At 51.7% G+C, this 18,527-nt stretch carries 15 protein-coding genes; 6 read left to right on the forward strand and 9 right to left on the reverse strand.

Annotated elements, in window-relative coordinates; genetic code table 11:
• Positions 1-176 precede the first annotated feature (176 nt).
• Positions 177-1,736, forward strand: a complete 1,560-nt coding sequence (gene treF, locus ACO064_RS22275) for an alpha,alpha-trehalase TreF (protein ID WP_421829428.1) — start codon at positions 177-179, stop codon at positions 1,734-1,736.
• A 127-nt stretch (positions 1,737-1,863) separates the two neighbouring features.
• Positions 1,864-3,303, forward strand: coding sequence for a pyruvate kinase (pyk, locus tag ACO064_RS22280; RefSeq protein ID WP_421829429.1), 1,440 nt, complete (start codon positions 1,864-1,866; stop codon positions 3,301-3,303).
• A gap of 255 nt (positions 3,304-3,558) precedes the next feature.
• Here pyk and ACO064_RS22285 read toward each other — a convergent pair whose 3' ends face one another.
• Positions 3,559-4,887: a DUF5690 family protein gene (locus ACO064_RS22285; protein WP_421829431.1), complete on the reverse strand. Its 1,329-nt coding sequence runs from the start codon at positions 4,885-4,887 to the stop codon at positions 3,559-3,561.
• Between the two features lie 209 nt (positions 4,888-5,096).
• Here ACO064_RS22285 and ACO064_RS22290 point away from each other — a divergent pair, with 209 nt between their 5' ends.
• Both ACO064_RS22290 and ACO064_RS22295 read left to right on the forward strand, forming a co-directional pair.
• Complete coding sequence (locus ACO064_RS22290) at positions 5,097-5,654, forward strand: YqgE/AlgH family protein (protein ID WP_421829432.1); 558 nt, start codon at positions 5,097-5,099, stop codon at positions 5,652-5,654.
• A 190-nt stretch (positions 5,655-5,844) separates the two neighbouring features.
• Entirely contained in the window at positions 5,845-6,426 is a 582-nt protein-coding gene (locus ACO064_RS22295) for a porin family protein (RefSeq protein WP_421829433.1), read from the forward strand.
• Between the two features lie 29 nt (positions 6,427-6,455).
• On the opposite strand, the gene ACO064_RS22300 is transcribed toward ACO064_RS22295, so the two are convergent.
• The 5 genes from ACO064_RS22300 to ACO064_RS22320 all read right to left on the reverse strand — a co-directional run bounded on the left by ACO064_RS22300 (position 6,456) and on the right by ACO064_RS22320 (position 11,884).
• A complete protein-coding gene (locus tag ACO064_RS22300) occupies positions 6,456-7,283 on the reverse strand; it encodes an NYN domain-containing protein (RefSeq protein ID WP_421829434.1) in 828 nt (275 codons plus the stop codon).
• Between the two features lie 110 nt (positions 7,284-7,393).
• Complete coding sequence (locus ACO064_RS22305; protein WP_421829435.1) at positions 7,394-7,654, reverse strand: YtxH domain-containing protein; 261 nt, start codon at positions 7,652-7,654, stop codon at positions 7,394-7,396.
• 120 nt (positions 7,655-7,774) lie between these two features.
• Positions 7,775-8,077, reverse strand: a complete 303-nt coding sequence (locus ACO064_RS22310; RefSeq protein WP_421829436.1) for a DUF1330 domain-containing protein — start codon at positions 8,075-8,077, stop codon at positions 7,775-7,777.
• A gap of 3 nt (positions 8,078-8,080) precedes the next feature.
• Positions 8,081-9,250 carry a signal peptidase I gene (gene lepB, locus ACO064_RS22315; protein WP_421829437.1) on the reverse strand — a complete coding sequence of 390 codons (1,170 nt, stop codon included), beginning with the start codon at positions 9,248-9,250 and terminating at the stop codon, positions 8,081-8,083.
• 213 nt (positions 9,251-9,463) lie between these two features.
• Positions 9,464-11,884, reverse strand: a complete 2,421-nt coding sequence (locus ACO064_RS22320; RefSeq protein WP_421829438.1) for an ABC transporter permease — start codon at positions 11,882-11,884, stop codon at positions 9,464-9,466.
• 44 nt (positions 11,885-11,928) lie between these two features.
• Between ACO064_RS22320 and ACO064_RS22325 the strand changes: the two genes are divergently transcribed.
• Positions 11,929-12,405 (forward strand): Uma2 family endonuclease, encoded by a 477-nt coding sequence (locus ACO064_RS22325; RefSeq protein WP_421829439.1) that lies wholly within the window; start codon positions 11,929-11,931, stop codon positions 12,403-12,405.
• Here ACO064_RS22325 and ACO064_RS22330 read toward each other — a convergent pair.
• The 3 genes from ACO064_RS22330 to ACO064_RS22340 are packed head-to-tail and all read right to left on the reverse strand — an operon-like array spanning position 12,398 to position 14,995.
• On the reverse strand, positions 12,398-13,300 hold the full coding sequence (locus ACO064_RS22330; protein ID WP_421829440.1) for a winged helix-turn-helix domain-containing protein: 903 nt from the start codon (positions 13,298-13,300) through the stop codon (positions 12,398-12,400). The two genes, ACO064_RS22325 and ACO064_RS22330, sit on opposite strands and share 8 nt — an antisense overlap.
• Positions 13,301-13,313: 13 nt before the next feature.
• Positions 13,314-14,477, reverse strand: coding sequence for a S1 family peptidase (locus ACO064_RS22335; RefSeq protein ID WP_421829441.1), 1,164 nt, complete (start codon positions 14,475-14,477; stop codon positions 13,314-13,316).
• A gap of 17 nt (positions 14,478-14,494) precedes the next feature.
• Positions 14,495-14,995, reverse strand: coding sequence for a hypothetical protein (locus tag ACO064_RS22340; RefSeq protein WP_421829442.1), 501 nt, complete (start codon positions 14,993-14,995; stop codon positions 14,495-14,497).
• A gap of 404 nt (positions 14,996-15,399) precedes the next feature.
• Here ACO064_RS22340 and ACO064_RS22345 point away from each other — a divergent pair, with 404 nt between their 5' ends.
• Positions 15,400-18,519, forward strand: a complete 3,120-nt coding sequence (locus ACO064_RS22345; RefSeq protein ID WP_421829443.1) for a SusC/RagA family TonB-linked outer membrane protein — start codon at positions 15,400-15,402, stop codon at positions 18,517-18,519.
• Positions 18,520-18,527: the final 8 nt, after the last annotated feature.

Genomic DNA, 18,527 nt, shown 5'->3' on the forward strand with positions numbered 1-18,527 from the left:
TCGCGTTTCCCCGGTGTGCAATCCGGTTTGTGTCGCGTTTCCCCGGATTGCAATCCGGTTTGTGTCGCATTTCCCCGGATTGCATCCGGGGCTAGTGATAGTCGCCCCGTTGGGGCTGGAAAACCTTGAAACGTCTTTCAGGGTTACTTGACTAGAGACGCATAAAAAACGGTACAATGCTCCCACCAACTAATCAGACTGCTCTGTCACCGGATGTCGTATTTGGTGACTTTTTTCTGGATGTTCAATTGAGCGGTATTTTCCCCGACTCGAAAACCTTCGTCGACAGCGTTCCGCTCATGGCTCCGGAGGCTATTCTGGCCCAGTATGAAGCCCAAAAAAACAAGCCTAATTTTTACCTGAAAGCGTTTGTCGACCAGCACTTTACGCTACCCGATTCGCCCGCATCCGGTTACGCCAGCGACACGAACCAATCGACCACAGCCCACATCGATCAGCTTTGGGAGGTTCTGACGCGTGATCCGGATGTGCCGGTAGAAGGCAGTTCGCGATTGCCGCTGCCCCATCCGTATGTTGTACCGGGCGGACGGTTTCGCGAGATTTTTTACTGGGATAGTTACTTTACGCTGCTGGGACTCAAACAGGCGGGGCGGGTCAATCTGATTCGGAACATGGTCGATAATTTTGCGTACCTGATTGATACGTACGGTTTTATTCCAAATGGCAACCGCACCTATTTTCTCAGCCGGTCTCAACCGCCGGTTTTCGCGCTGATGGTGCAGTTGCTGGCCGAACTGGACGGCCCGGAGGTTCTGACGCGCTACCTGCCCCATTTGCAGCAGGAATATACGTTCTGGATGAAAGGAAGCGAGCGATTAGACGTGGATCGTCCGTTTGACCAGCGTGTAGCCCGGCTGGAAAATGGCGTGGTGTTGAACCGGTATTTTGATGCGACGCCCCGGCCCCGCGCCGAGGCTTATCGCAAGGAAGTGGAACTGACCGAAGCTGCCAATTCGGTCGGCATTGAGTCGACGGTTTTTTATGGCCATTTACGGGCCGCCTGTGAGTCGGGTTGGGATTTCAGCAGCCGCTGGTTTGGCGACGGCCAGACGATGGCAACCACCAGCGCGGCCACCTTGCTGCCGGTCGATCTGAATTGCCTTCTCTATTCTCTGGAACTGACGTTGCGGGATGCCTACCGCCAAACCGGTGATAAATCGGCGTCGGAACGGTTTGAACACCTGGCCGAAAACCGGAAAACCGCCCTTTTGCAGACCTTTTGGGATCAGGACCGGGGGTTTTATTTTGATTATGACTTGGTTACCAACCGGCGGGCGACTGCTCAAACGCTGGCGGCTGCTTTTCCGTTGTTTTTCGGACTGGCTACGCCCGAACAGGCCCGGTGTGTGCATGACCGGCTGCGGGACAATTTTTTGAAACCCGGTGGCTGGGTCACGACCCTGGTTCGATCCGGGCAGCAATGGGATTCGCCGAATGGCTGGGCGCCCTTGCAGTGGATTGTTTATAAGGGACTTACGAACTACGGTTTTTCGGAAACGGCCGCCGAAGGACGAGACCGCTGGCTGGCACTCAACGACCGGGTTTTTCGGGAAACCGGTAAAATGATGGAAAAATATAATGTGGAGGACGATACGCTGACGGCGGGCGGGGGCTATTACCCGAATCAGGACGGTTTTGGCTGGACCAATGGCGTTTACCGGCAATTGATGCGCGAAAAACTGGGTGAAACCGCGCTGGCAGATCAAGCGGTATAGCCGAAAAAGCGGGGGGGAAAGGCATTTTTTAGCATTGATTATACAACCTTTACAGAAAATTTGCTGGATTGTCGGAAAGGGTTGCTTATTTTGCACCTGTATGGTCTACTGACTTCTGTCAAATTCTATGTCATTGAAAAAAACCAAGATTGTTGCCACGGTCGGCCCGGCGTCCGACACCAAAGAAAAACTGCTGGCTTTGGCCCGCGCCGGTGTGAATGTTTTCCGGCTGAATTTTTCCCACGGCACACACGAAGATCATTTAGCCCGCATCAAGAGCATCCGGGAAATCAACGCTGAATACGGTCTGAACCTCGCGATCCTGCAGGATTTGCAGGGCCCCAAGATCCGCATCGGCAAAGTCGAGGATGACAATGGGGTGATGATTTATTCCGGAAATAAGCTGGTCTTTACCAATGACGAAATCATTGGAACGGCTGAACGCGTCAGTACGCCTTACAAAGGCATGTACCGCGACGTTCGGAACGGCGAACGCATCCTGCTGGATGATGGTAAACTGGAGGTAAAAGTAATTGGAACAGACGGCACCGATGTCATCACGGAAGTGGTGTATGGCGGACCGCTGAAATCGAAAAAAGGGGTTAATCTGCCCAATACGAAGGTTTCGATGCCCTCGGTCACCGAGAAAGATTTCGAAGACCTGGATTTTGGTCTGGAACACGAAGTGGACTGGATTGCGTTGTCGTTTGTTCGGCAGGCATCTGAAATCCTGGAAATTAAGGAATACATTCGGGCGCGGGGCAAAGCCTGCCGCGTGATTGCCAAACTCGAAAAACCGGAAGCGATTCAGAACATCGACGAAATCATTGCCGCCACCGACGGTGTCATGGTAGCCCGGGGTGACCTGGGTGTGGAACTGCCCGCCGAAGAGGTTCCAATGATTCAGAAAATGATCGTCGAGAAATCGAACAAGGCGGCAAAACCGGTGATCGTGGCGACGCAGATGCTCGAAAGCATGATCGACGCCCCCCGTCCAACCCGGGCGGAGATCAACGACGTTGCCAATTCCGTGTTAGACGGAGCCGATGCTGTGATGCTCAGTGCCGAAACCGCGTCGGGTAAATACCCGATTCTGGCGGTCGAAAACATGGCCAACACCATCCTGAAAGTAGAAGAACTGAGCGATAAAATTTACTACCGCTACCACGCTTTCGTCAACGAACAGCCGGGCAAGAACGTCCTGAACGACAATGTCGTGATGAGCGCGTGCCGGTTGGCGCGTGACACCAAAGCCAAAGCCATTATCGGGATTACAACCTCGGGCTACACGGCCTTCCGGTTGTCGCACCACCGCCCGAAAGCTGGCCTGTACGTTTTTACCTCCAACAAAATCATGATGAACGCCCTGGCGCTCTATTGGGGTGTTCAGGTGATGCCGTATGAACCGAATCCGGAAAACACGGTGGATCAGACGGTTTCCGAAATCAAGGATCTGCTGGTGAAACAGGGGGTGCTGAAGTCAGGTGATATTTTCATCAATACGCTCAGCATGCCGTTGATGGAAAACCTGAAAACGAACACGGTGAAGCTGAGTGTCGTGGAATAAAAAAGATGTTTCTCGGAGTTAAGCGGAGAGAATTTCTCTGTTTAACTCCTTTTTTTATGTTGTAAATGAATAGCCCACGGTTTGAACCGTGGGAATCTTATAAATAAGGGTGGGATATTTGAAACCGTTTTAACGGTTTTGAGGTCTTTAAACCGTTAAAACGGTTCGCAAAAGGGACGGTTTTAACGCACATTCCCCACGGTTCAAACCGTGGGCTATTTTTGCCAATTCCGATCTGGAAATACAACCCTCCGCTTAACTCCTTTTTTCTCCGCTTAACCGCTTGGGCGGCCCCGTCCGCGAAACACTTTCCTCCAAACGCTGCGAAACCACCGCCTTGTATTTCTGTTGAAAATACCCGAAAGAAACGACGATCAGAACGCCGTAGACCACGGAAATCACATAAGCCGAGTAGATAAAAAAATCGAGAAAACTGATGTTCGGCTGGCCAAAGTTTTTATACAATACGACAGCGACACTCCCCATATAGCCGTAATAATCCGCCAGGGTCACGATGAAGCCCACCGTGCTCACATAGCGGAACGACGCCACCAGCCGCTCGAAATACAACCCGTTGCACGGCACGTAAGCCCCGTAGAGACCCAGCCCCACCAGCGTAAACCAGGTTCCCGGCGACAGGATGCCCTGCTGAAAAAACCAGGTACTGACGCCAATCAGCACCGCCGACAGCAGCATCACAATGTTGATGAGCCTGAATGCCAGAAAGTTGTCTTTAACGAGCTGCAAAGCCCCCATGACGACCAGAATCCCGAACGCGACGGTAGTTTCCGTTTTAGTAAACACACCCGGATTGGTAATGCCGACGGCTGAGAGAATTTCAGGGGCAAAATTGTCGCGGAAATCCCGGAAGGCCGACAGCAGGACGTAGGAGACGATCAGCGTGGTGAGTCCCACCGAAAACGTTTGCAGAAAATGCCGCCGTTCGGTCTGGTTCATCGGTCGCCGTTCGGTGCGGAGGTCGCGGTCTTCGGGCGAAGGCGGAGGAAGGAGCGTCATCATCCAGACCGAAATCAGCAGCGGCACGACAAACAGCAGACCCGTAACGAACGGGAGCCAGAACTCCGAGACGCCCCAGGCACTCCGGATGGTCAGGGCAACGGTTTTGACAAATCCCGACGCAAAGATGAACGAGGCCGTGAGTCCGGCAACGAGCGCGTCGGTTTGCCGCCGACCCTCCAGAAAACCCAGCATAATGCCGTAGACCATGCCCAGCGGCAGGCCGTTCAGAAACAGAAAAACGATGTTGTAGGGGGGCGGAGTCAGCGCGAAACCAAGCAACGCCAGTTCGGCCAGACCAATGAAAATCAGGATATACAGGGCGCGTTGGGCTGGTCTCATCTCCGACACGACCTTCACACCAATCCGCTTGGAAACCGCATAGCCCAGCACCTGTGCCGTGATGAGCCAGATTTTGTAGCTGATGCCGGCGTAACTCATGCCCTCGAAAATGACGGCCGTAATGCCTTTCCGGAACGCATACATGCAGGCATAGGTGCAAAACGCAGCAACCGCGCCGAAAGCAATGAAGAGAATCGGGTTTCGTAAAATGGATTTGTTGGGCATTCGGGTAGGTTTGATCCCAAATTACACAGGATTTATGAATAGAAGACGCGCCGGAACCTAAAAATCAAAATTCGGGATGCTTCCGGGCAAATCCAGTTTTCTGGTATTAAGATTGTGTTACGGAAAGAAAGAAAACTGTATACCGAAATAAGCCACTCTTTCGTATATATTCTTAAATTCACGTTAGTCTCCACCTGAATACAACCGATATGAGCGCACAACCGATCACCAATGGATGTCTGCTGATCGCTGAACCGTTTCTGGGCGATCCGAATTTTGAACGAAGTGTCGTGCTGGTGTGCGACCATAACGAGGAGGGCACGTTCGGGCTGGTGCTGAACCAGATGGCGCAGGTGAAATTGAACGACGTGCTGACCGATGAAATGTACCACGATTATTCGCTGTATGTCGGCGGGCCGGTGCAGCAAAACACTTTGCATTACATCCACCGGCTGGGCCACACGGTAGAAGAGTCCATCGAACTGCCCAACGGCCTCTACTGGAGCGGCAATTTCGACCGGTTGCGGCAACTCATCAACGCCGGTGCGGTGAAAGAATCCGACGTCCGGTTTTTTGTCGGTTACTCCGGCTGGTCGGGGGGGCAACTGGCCGACGAAATGGCGCAGAATGCCTGGATTGTGACCCAGGCCGATTCAAACTACATTTTCGATACGCCCTCCGACCAGTTCTGGCGGGGCATTCTGCGCCAGATGGGCGGACAATACCGGGTGCTCTCGCATTACCCCGTCGATCCGCGGCTGAATTGACGACCGACGATTGACCATGGACGATTGACAATGGTTAATGGTCAATCGCCTGTCGTCAATTCTCTTAATTTTTGTGAAAATGGCCCGAAACTTCGGGCTTTACCCGTAAGATAACTGAATTTCTCCCGTTATTTGTCTGCCGGTTCACGCTCTCAGGGGTGAACGACTTTGTTTATTTCTCCAAAACCGTATGTTGAAAGTCAGACTACTACTATTGGTGGCGTTTTTGTTCGCTTCGTTTGCTTCATTTGCTCAGCTTCAGGGTGTATTTGGTATAAAAGCCGGTGCCAGTTCGTCCATCACCGCTCAGGAAGGAATTACCCCGTATATTTCCCGCTATAAAACCGCCTTTCATCTGGGCGGGGTCTACCGCCTTCGCTACAAACGCTTCGTGGCACAGCCGGAAGTATTGTATTCCATCAAAGGAGGTACTTTCAAGCGCCTGGGTGTCAATCCGCAAACGATCCGGAATAATTACAACTACCTGAGTGTTCCGCTGATGCTGGGTTGGATTCCCACCGAAGGGGTTGTGCTCCAGGCCGGGCCAGAGTTCAGCTACGCCATCGACACGCCCTACGGCCCCGGAAAGAAGCAGGATACCGGAATTGCCATTGGTGCTCACTACGATTTTCTGGACATGGCCGAGAAATTCAGTTTAAACCTCCGCTATATTCACGGATTGAACAACGTCTCCAACAGCTCCATTGTCGAATACCGCAACCGGACGTTTCAGGTTTCGATCATCTATAATTTTTACAAGAAAAAGAAGTGAGAGAGGGGGGGCGGTTTTTTCATAAACCGCTAGGATTTTACCCGCACATACACGAGTTTAAAATTGCCCTTTCCGGTTTCTCGCTCGTCAATTTCGAACTGGTCGATGCTTTTCAGCAGCGGAACCAGCTTTTTAAAACCGTAATTGCGCGGGTCGAAGTCGGCCTGTTTTTTGGGTAAAAGATTTCCGAGTTCACCCAGAAACGCCCAGCCGGATTCGTCGGCGAGGTCGTTGATGCTATCGGCAATCATTTTGATGACGTCTTTATTGACCTTGCCAATCGCTTCGGATTCCACAACGGCAATCGGTTCCGGTTCTTTCGTCGGTTTTATTGGAACCTCGACGGGTCTCGGCGTGGCTTTTTTCCGGGAACGGGTTTTCGCAGTTGCCGGTACGAGAACGGGAACGTGCTCGTTTTTTTTCAGGATTTCGAGGTAAATGAACTTGTTACAGGCGGAGATAAACGGCGTTGGCGTTTTCTTTTCACCGATGCCAAATACTTTCATCCCGGCTTCGCGCAGGCGGGTGGCCAGTCGCGTAAAATCGCTGTCGCTCGAAACAATGCAAAATCCATCGACCCGCCCGGTATACAGAATGTCCATCGCATCGATGATCATGGCCGAGTCCGTCGCGTTTTTGCCGGTGGTATAGCTGTATTGCTGAATGGGCGTGATCGCATTTTCGAGCAACACGGTTTTCCAGCCGGCCACGGTCGGTTTGGTCCAGTCGGCATAAATGCGTTTAAACGTCGGCGTTCCGTACTTGGCAATTTCTTCCAGCATACCCCGGACGTTGGAATAAGGCACATTGTCGGCGTCGATCAATACCGCAAGGCGGAGGTCAAGGACGGTTTCCATGAATTTTTCGGTTGGAGCGGGCTATAGTGAATCGATAATCCGGCAACTTTACCGAAAATTATGCAGAAGTCCACCTCACCGGGCAAGCTTCTTGCCCGGTGAGGTGAGAATTAGGCGGTTTTGCTTTCCTTCGGCTCTTCCGTGTGGCTTTTGAATTTCGTGGCGATATCGTCGTAGGCGGCATCGACTTTCCGCTTGAGGCTTTTGACGGAATGGTTGTATTCGTCTTTCAGATCTTCCAGATAATCCTCTCCCTTTTCCCGGATCTTTCTGCGGACTTTTTCCCCTTTTTCCGGTGCAAACAAGATGCCCAGGGCCACACCGGCGGTGGCGGCCAGCAAAACGCTCAAGATTACTTTTTCGGTTTTCATGGTGTACAATGGTACGGTTTGTAATGATTACTGAATTCGATTTACAAAACTAAACGGATACAAAGTAGCGGAAACTGATCGATATTGGGCATAAAACTGAAAATTATCACCTCTGCCGGGCTACAGTAACACCCCTTCAATCAGCAGAACCCGGTCGATCGACTGGTTTTTCAGGGCCAGATACTGCTGGCGTTGCGGATCATCGCGGTAGGCTTCAAAGTCGGCCTTCGTCGGAAACGTAACGAGGTGAAGTTCGTACGGAAGGCCCAGCGTTGTCGCGATCACCACCGATTGGGGTGGCCGGACCCGGTAAAGCAACTCGCCCCCATACTGATCGAGCAAGGGCAAAACGTGATCTTCGAAGGCGTGAAAAACTGTTTCCTGCCCCGGTTTTACAAACAGGATCTGTGTGTAATACAGCATGGTTTATTCGATTAACCGGAACAACCGGTTCCAGCGGATTTTAGCCCAAACCGTCGCCGGATCGGGGTCGATCGACATCCAGACGAAAACCGCCTTGCCCACGATGTGATTCTCCGGTACAAAGCCCCAGTAACGCGAATCGTCGGAATTGTGGCGGTTGTCGCCCATCATGAAGTAATAATCCTGCTTGAAGGTGTACGAAGAAATCGGCTGTCCGTTGATCGTGAGGCTGTTAGCGGTCATTTCCACCTTTTCATTGCCTTCGTGGCGGCCAATCAGCGTACCGTAAACGGCGAGAGTCTGCGGGTTGATCGGGACGGTTTGCCCTTTTTTCGGAACGGCCAGCGGACCAAAATTATCGCGGTTCCAGGCATACGCCGAGCCGCCGTAAATGCCCGGAGCCGCCTGCCCGGCGGGTTCTGTCATTCGCTCGATTCCCTTCACCCACGCCAGTTCTTTCAGTTTGGCAATAACCTCCGGCGTGGTCGTGACGCTGTAGCCCACCAGAACGGATGCCTTCGTGGCTTCGCTGTATTCTTCGATGGGCTGCCAGTTGATAAAAGGCCCTTCCGCCGATTTGTAATCGTTGATGATGTTGTAGTTCCGGAAAAACCGCTCGTTCAGCACCTCCGTCGTTCTAACGAAATAACTGGTTTCGGCCCGAACCGGCGTCGGAAATGCCTTCCCATTGACGTAGACCTGCTCCTGCCGGATTTCAAGTTGGTCGCCTGGAATACCGATGCAGCGCTTGATGAGGTTGGTTCGCAAATCCATCGGGTAATCCGGTTCGCCAGCCTTGGGCGGGGGAAAGTTGAAAACCACGACATCGCCGTTTTTTACAGTCGTAAAACCGGGCAGGCGATAGGTCGGCAATTGAATCAGGTCGCTGTACGACGGAATTTCCGTTCCCCAAATCTTCTGGTGGGTGAGCGGCACCTGCAAAGGCGTCTGGGGCGTCCGGGAACCGTAGTGCAGTTTGCTGACAAACAGGAAATCGCCCACCAGCAGGCTGTTCTCCATCGATGGTGTCGGAATGGCGTAGGCTTCAAAGGTCAGAAACCGGATCAGCGTCGCGGCAATCACCGCAAACAAAATCGAATCGAGCCATTCCTGAAGGAACGATTTTTTAGGTTTGGTGGGCTTGTTGGCCGGGTCAGTCGGGGATTGGCGCATAAGAAGCAGCTTTATACAGGTAAGCTGCGCAAAATACGGTTTCGTCGGACAATTGGAAATCAATTTTACAGGAGCGGTAATGCCATTTTTCGATAGATTCGGTACAAATTCGTACAGCTATTACACAGGGTTTATCAGGGGAAATCAGAGTTTATCAGAGAAAAGAATACTCAGCGTAACTCTGATTTCCTCTGTTTAACGCTGCGAAATAACTCACTCACTCCGCAAACTCTCCACCGGATTCATCAGGGCGGTTTTTGCCGATTGGAGCGAAACCGTCAGCAGCGTGATGCCGATGGCCAGCAAACCGGCCAGGGCAAATACCCACCCTTGAATCTCAACGTGGTAGACGAAGTTTTGCAGCCAGCGACTCATCACCCAACCCGCCACGGGTGAGGCCACGGCAATGGCAACCAGCACCGGTTTCAGGAAGTCTCTCGACAGCAGGGCGACGATGTCAGCCACCGTGGCGCCCAGCACTTTCCGCACACCGATTTCCCGCGTTCGCTGTTGGGTGGCCAGTTTGGCCAGGCCGAACACGCCGAGGCCGCAAATCAGGGTCGCCAGCAGGGTTGCATAGCTCACAATTCGCTGCCATTTCTGCTCCAGCTCATAGGCTTTGGCGTTCAACTCATCCTGAAAACCGTAGTCCATTTCAAAGGATGGGTAGGCTTTCCGGTATACGTTCTTCAAAACGGTCAGGGCTTCTTTTTGGCGGTTCTTGTCAATTTTTACCAAAATTCCGCTGGCCTGATCTTCCCGCATGAACAGGGCCATCGGTCGAATGCGCTCCCGCAATGAACTGGCATGAAAATCCTTGATCACCCCAATGATGGTCAGTGGTTTCTGGCTGAAATTCTCATGCAGGCGGATGGTTTTCCCGATCGGCTTCTCCAGCCCCGCGGTCTTTACGAACGTTTCATTGACCAGAACGGCCTCGGTTTTGTCAGACGCGAAAGCAGGGGATAGGTTGCGCCCGGCTTTCAGTCGGATGCCCAAAGCCGGTAGGTAGTTTTCGTCAATGTACTGGTAGCGGCTTTCAATTTTCTGATTCCCCACGCGGGTTTCGTACGATCCGCCCAAGTCACTGGTAAACGAAACGGTTCGGATCAAGGGCTCGCCCGCCAGTTCGGTCCGCAGAAAAGCCTGATCGACTTTCAAATCATCGCTGAAAGGAATGTACGTTCCGACGACCTGATACGGATCGTAGCCCAGGTCTTTCGTCCGCACATAATCCATCTGATGGTAGAAAACCGTGGTCGCAATCACCAGAAAAACCGACAGGGCAAATTGAATCATGACGAGCGTTTGCCCCAGCCAACTCCGCCCCGAAAGTCGCGGTTTATTATACAATACGTCGGTGGGTTTAAAATTAGACAGAACGAATGCCGGATAAAGACCCGCTAGCAAAATATTAAAAATCAATAGGATAATAAAATAAAGCAGGAGTTTGCCGTCCAGGATTTCACTGAAAACGATGGCTTTGCCAGCTAACTGGTTAAAAACCGGTAGCGTCAACTGCGCCATCAGAATCGCTACCCCAAAAGCCCCCAGACACAGAATCGCCGACTCCCCCAGGAATTGAGCCATAATGCGTTGCGAACTGCTCCCCGTTAGTTTCCGAACCCCGATTTCTTTGGTCCGTTTCAGCGAGTTCGCCAGACTGATGTTGATGAAATTAATGGAAGCCATCAGCATAATAAAGGCCGAAATACCCAAAAAGAGGTACGAAAAAACCGGGTTGCTGCCGTTGGTAATACCGCCTTCCCGATTGTTTTCGTGGTGGTAAAGGGGCTGTAAATGAATATCGGTTATGGGCTGTAAACCGTAGCTGATTGTGGGATCGAAGCCGTAGTTTTTTCGATTTTCGGCCACCTGCTGTCGGGCGTGAATATCATACACTTTTCCGAATTTCCGGACAACGATATTCAAATCAGAGTTCGGATGCAGCACGACAAAGGTGCTCAGATAGGAGTTCAGCCAACTGGTGTCGTCGAATGACACCTGCATGAACCGGAACGGAAACAGCAGATCGAACTGGAGAGAGGAGTTTTTGGGCGGGTCCTGCACCACACCGGTGATGATCGATGCTCCCACCCGCTTGCCGGAAGGCCCGTCTTCCAGCAACGTTTTCCCGATTACGTCGAGGCTGTTGAATAGTTTCCGCGCCGTCCGTTCGGTGATGACGACCGTGCCTGCCCCCCGCAAGGCGGTTTTCGGATTGCCACTCAACAGCTTGAAAGAAAACACGTTGAAAAAAGTGGAGTCGACAAAAAAGGGGTGAAGCACAAACGATTTATGGTTGGCCACAAACATGCCCTGGATGTCTCCTCCCATCACCCGCACGTAGTTCTGTACTTCAGGCACTTCTGCTTTGAAGGCCGGTCCCTGCACCTGACCTGTGCCGCCGTTCGTCTCGCCGGTTCCGCCCCGGGTTTCGGTCGTGGTCGTTGTGATCCGGTAGAGGTTCGGGTTGTTCTCGTGAAACCGGTCATAGCTTCGCTCGTCTTTTATATAGAGAATCGCCAGCAACAGGCAGGTGATGCCAACGGCCAGACCAACGACGTTGATGACCGAATACAGCCGGTTTTGCCATAAATGGCGGAAGGCGATTTTGAGGTAATTTTGGAGCATTTACTGGTTCGTTTTTCGTATTTTTGTAAAAACCGCTCTGTGTTATGGATGATGTCATTGAATTAACGGAAGCCGAAATCCTACGTGGGAAACCCATGCCCAGCCGCAACCATTCCATTCTTGAAGTCCGTATCAGTCACCTAATTATGGAGAAATACGAGCCTGAATTTGATGTTTTGACTGAACTTGACCTCGACTTAACCTACGGCACGGCCATTCCTGATATCTGCATCTACCCTAAATTAAAATTTAATTGGGAAGACGATGATATTATCAAAATGACCACACCGCCAATTACTACGATTGAAATTCTGTCACCCCGCCAGGCGTATGAAGTGTTGGCGAGCAAGATTCGGAAAGTATATTTTCCGTCGGGGGTTCAGTCGGCCTGGATTGTGATGCCGTCGGTGAAAGCAATTCAGCTTTTTCTGCCAGATGGCTCGGTTCTATTTTACCGTGATAACATCTTCAATGATGTCACCACCGGTATCGAATTGGATCTAAAAACCGTGTTCAAATAGGACGGATTTCCAGGCGATACCCTACGCCGTGGACAGCGACGATCTTGAGCGTTGGGTCGTCCTGCAATAGTTTCCGCAGCCGTGAGACGAACACATCGACACTGCGCCCGACAATGATGCCTTCGTCTTCCCAGACCGATTTGAGAATAAAATCACGTTCCAGCAGTTGGTTCGGATTCATGGCAAAAAGGCGGAGCAGCTTGGCTTCCCGATACGTCAGGTCGTGTTCCTGATCATTGGCAATCAATTTCAGATTGGCCATATCGAGACTGGAGTCTCCAAAGTGGAGTTTATGATCTTCTTCCGGTGTAGAAACCGGCGAAGCGGTTGCTTCTTTCGGTGATGCCGACTGGCGGAAAACGGTAAAAACCAGTGCCGTCAACACACTCCCAATAGCCAGCATCCACCAGTTCATTGTGATTGGGGGAGCGGCTTCGGGCGTTGCAAACCGGACTTGCAGGTTGTAGCAACCTTTGGTTTGCACCCGGCCGGAACAAGCGACAACCTGCTTTTTTCTAACGTCCAGAACCGAGTAACCCAACTGGATTTTCCCGTCGGAACAGTTCAGGACGGCAACGTCGTATTTCTCGTTAATCGCATGAATCTGAAGAGATTTCTGCAACAATTCGGGCAATTTATCGTAGTCGAACGATTGATCCAACCGGATCAGAAACGTGCTGGCATCGGTTTGCTGAACGGGCGGAATCTGCGACGTCGAGTCGCCCGCGGCTGCCAGCATCTGATGGGCCGTCCGGCGAAGGGCGAGGTTGACTTTCTCCGCAAACCGGTTTTTTTCGGACTGCGCCGGGCTGGGCGTCGAACGAACAAACTGCACGAAGAGCAAGGCCGTTAACAGAACGACACTGAGGGCGATGATTCGGGTTGCTTTTCCCATGTTTAATACCGTTTTATTCCCGGCGAACAATGTCTGCCAGCAATTTCTCCAGTTCATCTTTCACGTACGGATCGATGCCCGGTTTTTTTACTTCCGTTTCCAGCCGTTTAACCGCTTCCGGTTTTCGATTGACCAGCACCCATGTTTTGGCCAGCGACATCAGATAACCGTGGTAATCGAAATTTTTAACAAAGTAATCAAAATAAAGAACTGCTTCCTCTTTTCGGTTTTCGCCAATCAGTTTTTCACCGGTTTTCAGAATCGCATCGTGGTTTAGATACGTAAGTTCATACTGATAAAACGACGATTCCGTTTTCCGGAACCGATCAAAAACCGGTAATGCTTTTTGTACGGTTTCCCGATGCAGCAACGAATCGAGGTACACCGAAACCGGTTTTCGGTTGACGTTAAGCGGTTGGGTACCGGCCAGTATTTTTTTTAGGTAATCCGTTGAACTGATGACGTTTATACGCTTGCCGGTTTTCCCATCCGTCCGGCCATTCGAATAAATTCCGATCAGTTTTCCATGGGCGTCGATGACCGGCGATCCGCTGGCACCACCCAGAAAAACCGTATCCATGCCTGCGCCCTCAAACTGGACATAAAACACCGGTCCTTCGGTTTTCACTACCTGACCTTTCGCCGTCAGCGTTTGTTGAAACCGGTAGGGGTTGCCCGTCAGATACACCTTTTCGCCGACCGAAACCGCCCTCTCCCGCAGCCTGACCGGTTGAATTTTCGGCGAAACTGATTTGGTTGAAAAAACAAGCCAATCCCGCTGCAACACCCCGTTGTCAAAACCATCCCACAGTTTTTCGGTGGAATCTTCGTTCATCAACCGATCAATGACCACCGAATCCGCGGGCTGGTGTTTCGGGTACATCTTCCACGTTTTAAGCTGGTCGTTGATCACCACCCGCTTCGTCGCTTTGTTGCGGGCGACCCACAAAATGTGTTTTGCCGTTACCGCCAGCGTGTCTTTTCCGGTATCGAGCAAAAAACCGCTGGCGGCATAGGTGATTGTCGGGTCTTCGTATCGATCCCCGTTTTTATACAAAACTTCATTGACCAGGGCAATCGGCGGCCATTGTTCGACCGGTTTCTGAATCCATTTTTCCGGGGTTTGGGCAAATCCAAAAACCGGCAATCCGAGCAATAAAATTAAGATTTTTCTCATAGCGACTAAGGCACTGGTTAACATCCGTCTCCTTTTCTGAATGGGAGTTTAAGAAACCAGAAAAGCTTCAACCGGATGATCCGCCGGGCAACTTCGTCTTCTTTTCGGGTCGGTTCAATCACCAGATCATCGCCGACGTGCGCGTATGCCAGCACGTCTGATAGCTCAATTTCAGCCTTTTCGCAACGCCCATCCGCTTTTGCCATATTGAGCGGTTTTCCGTCCCGTCGCAGATAAACCCGGAATGGAATTTTGACGGCATCGGGCGAATAGGGATCGCCGGCAACAACGGTCAATTTGCCCCGGCTATTGAGCGAGAAAAAGGAATAATCCAGCGGAATACCGTCTAATAGTAAGGGATTATCGGAAAATTCTTTCGTTTTTTTCTCAGCAGTTGGCTTACTGCTTTCGTGAGAATCGGTTACCCGGTTTTCCGTCAACAGCACGGAACTACTAAAAACGGACGGCTGGGAAACTGTACCGAAAAAGAAGACGAGAAAAATCCATTTTTTTGACATGGTGGCTTTTCGTTAAGTGGACAATGGACCAAATGTATCGTCCCTGCCAAACGCGGCCAATTAATGCCCGTAAAACATTGTAAACGAAATGTAAAAGCTTTCTATTCAGTCATTAAAAGGCTTTCTATCCGGCAGTTACCGTTGGATTCGGATGAGTCAAACTTTTTTTAAGAAATCGCTTCTAATTCTTTAAAAATCTTTTAAAGGAGAATAATCCAAAAACGGCAGAAATAATTTCTGGTATAGGGATTGGCGAAAAATCCCCAATTTCCTATTAAATTACCGCCATAATGGGAAATTAAATAGAGTAATGTCACTATTCAGCAAAACAATTGTTCGTTTTCCGATTGTACTCAACATACCCACCTATAATTCTCTTTTACCATTTCTAACTTCATTTCCCCATGCGAAAACCAGTACTTTTTTTGAACCGGAAAGCGCCCTTCAAACGCCGGTCTCGGTCCTACACCCTTGTTCTGCTGGCCATCGGAATGGCATTGTCTGCTCCGCCGGCTCCAACCTATGCCAACCCGGCCAAAGCCGGTGCGGTGGCCACCCTTGAAAAAGAAGTAACCGGAACCGTTAAGGATAACAATGGCAACGCGCTGCCGGGGGTTAACGTCGTCATCAAAGGCACAACCAAAGGCACCACTACCAACAGTGTCGGAAAATATACGCTGATGGTCGACAACGACGCTACGGTTTTGATTTTCTCATTCATCGGGGCTTTGTCGCAGGAAGTTACCGTGGGTGATCGTTCGGTGGTCGATGTGACGCTTCAGGAAGATGCCAAGCAGTTGAACGAAATCGTTGTAACGGCCCTTGGGATCGAACGAAACGCGAAAACCCTGACGTATTCTACCCAGCAGATCGACGGCAAAAAACTGGTCGATGTTCGGGATGCCAACTTTGTCAACACGCTTTCCGGAAAAGTGGCCGGGATGGTCGTGACGCAGGGTTCGTCGGGTCCCGGTTCAGCGACGCGGGTGGTTTTGCGCGGAAACCGCTCCATCACCGGTAACAACAATGCCTTGTTTGTGATCGACGGCGTTCCGGTCGACAACACCGTCCGTGGCCAGGTCACCGGCGACTTTGGCGGGATCAACGGCAGCGATGGTGCCAACAACATTAACCCCGACGACATCGAGTCGATGAACGTGCTGAAAGGCCCGGCAGCTTCGGCTCTGTACGGCAGCCGTGCGGCCAACGGGGTCATCATGATCACGACGAAAAAAGGGAAAGCCGGAAAAGTGTCGGTCGATGTGAACTCCGGGGTTCAGATGGAAACGCCGTTTATGTTACCCAGTTTGCAAAATACGTTCGGGCAGGGTGCCGGTGGCAAAACCAGCGCCAACTCGCCGTATAGCTGGGGAGCCGCTGCCACGACCTATCCCGACAACATCAAAGACTTTTTCCGGGATGCGATTTCGACCAACAATTCGGTGGGCATTGCGGCTGGTAGCGAAAAGGTGCAGACCTACACGTCCTACACCAACAACTACAACCAGGGCATTCTGCCCAACAATGAGCTGATGCGTCATACGCTGAACCTCCGGCTTACGTCGCAGATTACGAAGCGGTTTTCGACCGATGCCAAGATTACCTACATCAACCAGAAGATTGACAACAAGCCCCGCTCCGGTGAGGAAAGCTCGGTGACGATGAACCTCTACAAGGTGCCGCGCAGTGTCGATCTGAACAACGTCTACAATACGTATGAAGACGCCAACGGCAAACCGACCTACTGGACCAGCTCGGGGATCTATATGAACCCTTACTGGACGCTCAACAAAACGTTTGCGCTCGAAAAACGGAACCGGGTGATTGCCCTCGGTTCGGCCAAATACCAGTTGACCGACTGGCTGAATGTGCAGGGACGGATCAGTTACGACTGGTATGCCGACCGGTATAACTTCGGGTATTCCAACAACACGCTGCTGTTTGCCGGAGCGGGTGGTTCGTATTCGGATTATACAGGTGAGCAACTGGAGCGCAACATGGACGTGATCATTTCCGGGAACAACAACATCGGAAAAGACTTCGCCGTAACCTACAACGTGGGCGCCGGGTCGACCTACAACCGTTTCTCGCAGGTGGGCGCCAGCACCAACGGTTTGTCGGTAGCCAACCGCTTCGACCTTTCTTTCGCGTCGAACCTGACGCAGATTACCGGTTATAACGAGAAAGAACTGCAATATGTGTTTGGAACCGCTTCCGTTTCGTTCCGCGATTACCTGACGGTTGATGCGTCGGTGCGGAACGACTGGTCGTCTACGTTACCCAAACCGTATTCCTACATTTATTCGTCATTCGGTGCCAACATCATTCTCTCCGACGCGGTAAAACTGCCAAACTGGATCAGTTTTGCCAAACTGCGGGGTTCGTGGGCGCAGGTGGGGAACGATGCCGCGCCGTATAGCCTGCTCCAGACGTACGCGTTCTCACAGGGTGGAACGGGCGGTTATATTTCCCGCAGCACGACCCGCCCGGCTGAAAACCTGAAACCTGAAATTTCGTCATCCACCGAATTCGGGGCCGACGTACGGTTTTTGGGTGGCCGTTTAGGGGTTGATTTTACCTACTACAACAGCAACACGGTCAACCAGTTGCTTTCGCTCGGTCTGGCTCCGGCGTCGGGTTTTGCCAGCCAGTTTGTCAATGCCGGGAAAATCAACAACAAAGGCTTTGAACTAACCCTGAGCGCATCGCCGTTGAAGGGCAATAGTTTTACCTGGGATGCCTCGCTGAACTTTGCGCGGAACGTCAACACCATCGTTGAACTCCACCCGAATATCAAGAGTGCTACGCTGGGCGGAAATACGCGGACGACGACCGCCGTGGTGACGGAAGGCGGTTCCTACGGTGATCTTCAGGCCTATGGCTGGGCGAGAGATGCGCAGGATCGTTTGCTGGTGAATGCCAACGGCTTACCGGTGGTCAGTGCTTTCAAAACCATCGGAAACTTCAACCCCAAGCTGACGTTCGGGTTTAGCAACACGTTCTCCTACAAGAACTTTGTGATGAGCTTCCTGGTCGATGGCCGGGTGGGGGGCATCATGGTTTCCGGAACGGATGGCAACCTGGCGTATGACGGAACGGCCAAGTATACCCTCGAAAACCGCGAAGGCGGCTGGGTATTGCCGGGCGTAACGGCAACGGGCGAAACCAACACGAAAGCGGTTACTGCCGAGCAATTCTGGCAAACCGTATCGCAGGGCCGCTATACCTGGGGTGAGTTTTTCTCGTATTCAACCACGAACGTGCGCTTGAGAGAAGCAACTTTGGGCTACAATATTCCGTTCCCGCAAGGCTTTTTCATCAAAAACGCCCGCCTGTCCCTCACGGCACGCAACCTGTTTTTCCTGTACCGGGGCAACGCCACGATGGACATTCCCGGTTTGAAAACCCGCAAGTTGCCGTTTGACCCGGACGTGAACCTGAGTGCAGCCAACTACCAGGGTTCCGAATACGGTGCGCTGCCTTCGACCCGTACCGTTGGTCTTAACTTAAAATTAGGATTCTGATCGTCGTT

The sequence above is a fragment of the Larkinella sp. genome, assembly GCF_965227735.1.
Taxonomy (GTDB): domain Bacteria; phylum Bacteroidota; class Bacteroidia; order Cytophagales; family Spirosomataceae; genus Larkinella.

Excerpts from the sequence above, each read along its gene's own strand:
- ACO064_RS22290 (WP_421829432.1), top strand. The coding sequence starts at position 5,097 with ATGAGCGCACAACCGATCACCAATGGATGTCTGCTGATCGCTGAACCG.
- ACO064_RS22340 (WP_421829442.1), bottom strand. The coding sequence starts at position 14,995 with ATGTCAAAAAAATGGATTTTTCTCGTCTTCTTTTTCGGTACAGTTTCC.
- ACO064_RS22300 (WP_421829434.1), bottom strand. The coding sequence starts at position 7,283 with ATGGAAACCGTCCTTGACCTCCGCCTTGCGGTATTGATCGACGCCGAC.
- ACO064_RS22330 (WP_421829440.1), bottom strand. The coding sequence starts at position 13,300 with ATGGGAAAAGCAACCCGAATCATCGCCCTCAGTGTCGTTCTGTTAACG.
- ACO064_RS22320 (WP_421829438.1), bottom strand. The coding sequence starts at position 11,884 with ATGCTCCAAAATTACCTCAAAATCGCCTTCCGCCATTTATGGCAAAAC.
- lepB (WP_421829437.1), bottom strand. The coding sequence starts at position 9,250 with ATGCGCCAATCCCCGACTGACCCGGCCAACAAGCCCACCAAACCTAAA.
- ACO064_RS22285 (WP_421829431.1), bottom strand. The coding sequence starts at position 4,887 with ATGCCCAACAAATCCATTTTACGAAACCCGATTCTCTTCATTGCTTTC.
- pyk (WP_421829429.1), top strand. The coding sequence starts at position 1,864 with ATGTCATTGAAAAAAACCAAGATTGTTGCCACGGTCGGCCCGGCGTCC.
- ACO064_RS22305 (WP_421829435.1), bottom strand. The coding sequence starts at position 7,654 with ATGAAAACCGAAAAAGTAATCTTGAGCGTTTTGCTGGCCGCCACCGCC.
- ACO064_RS22345 (WP_421829443.1), top strand. The coding sequence starts at position 15,400 with ATGCGAAAACCAGTACTTTTTTTGAACCGGAAAGCGCCCTTCAAACGC.
- treF (WP_421829428.1), top strand. The coding sequence starts at position 177 with ATGCTCCCACCAACTAATCAGACTGCTCTGTCACCGGATGTCGTATTT.
- ACO064_RS22335 (WP_421829441.1), bottom strand. The coding sequence starts at position 14,477 with ATGAGAAAAATCTTAATTTTATTGCTCGGATTGCCGGTTTTTGGATTT.
- ACO064_RS22295 (WP_421829433.1), top strand. The coding sequence starts at position 5,845 with ATGTTGAAAGTCAGACTACTACTATTGGTGGCGTTTTTGTTCGCTTCG.
- ACO064_RS22325 (WP_421829439.1), top strand. The coding sequence starts at position 11,929 with ATGGATGATGTCATTGAATTAACGGAAGCCGAAATCCTACGTGGGAAA.
- ACO064_RS22310 (WP_421829436.1), bottom strand. The coding sequence starts at position 8,077 with ATGCTGTATTACACACAGATCCTGTTTGTAAAACCGGGGCAGGAAACA.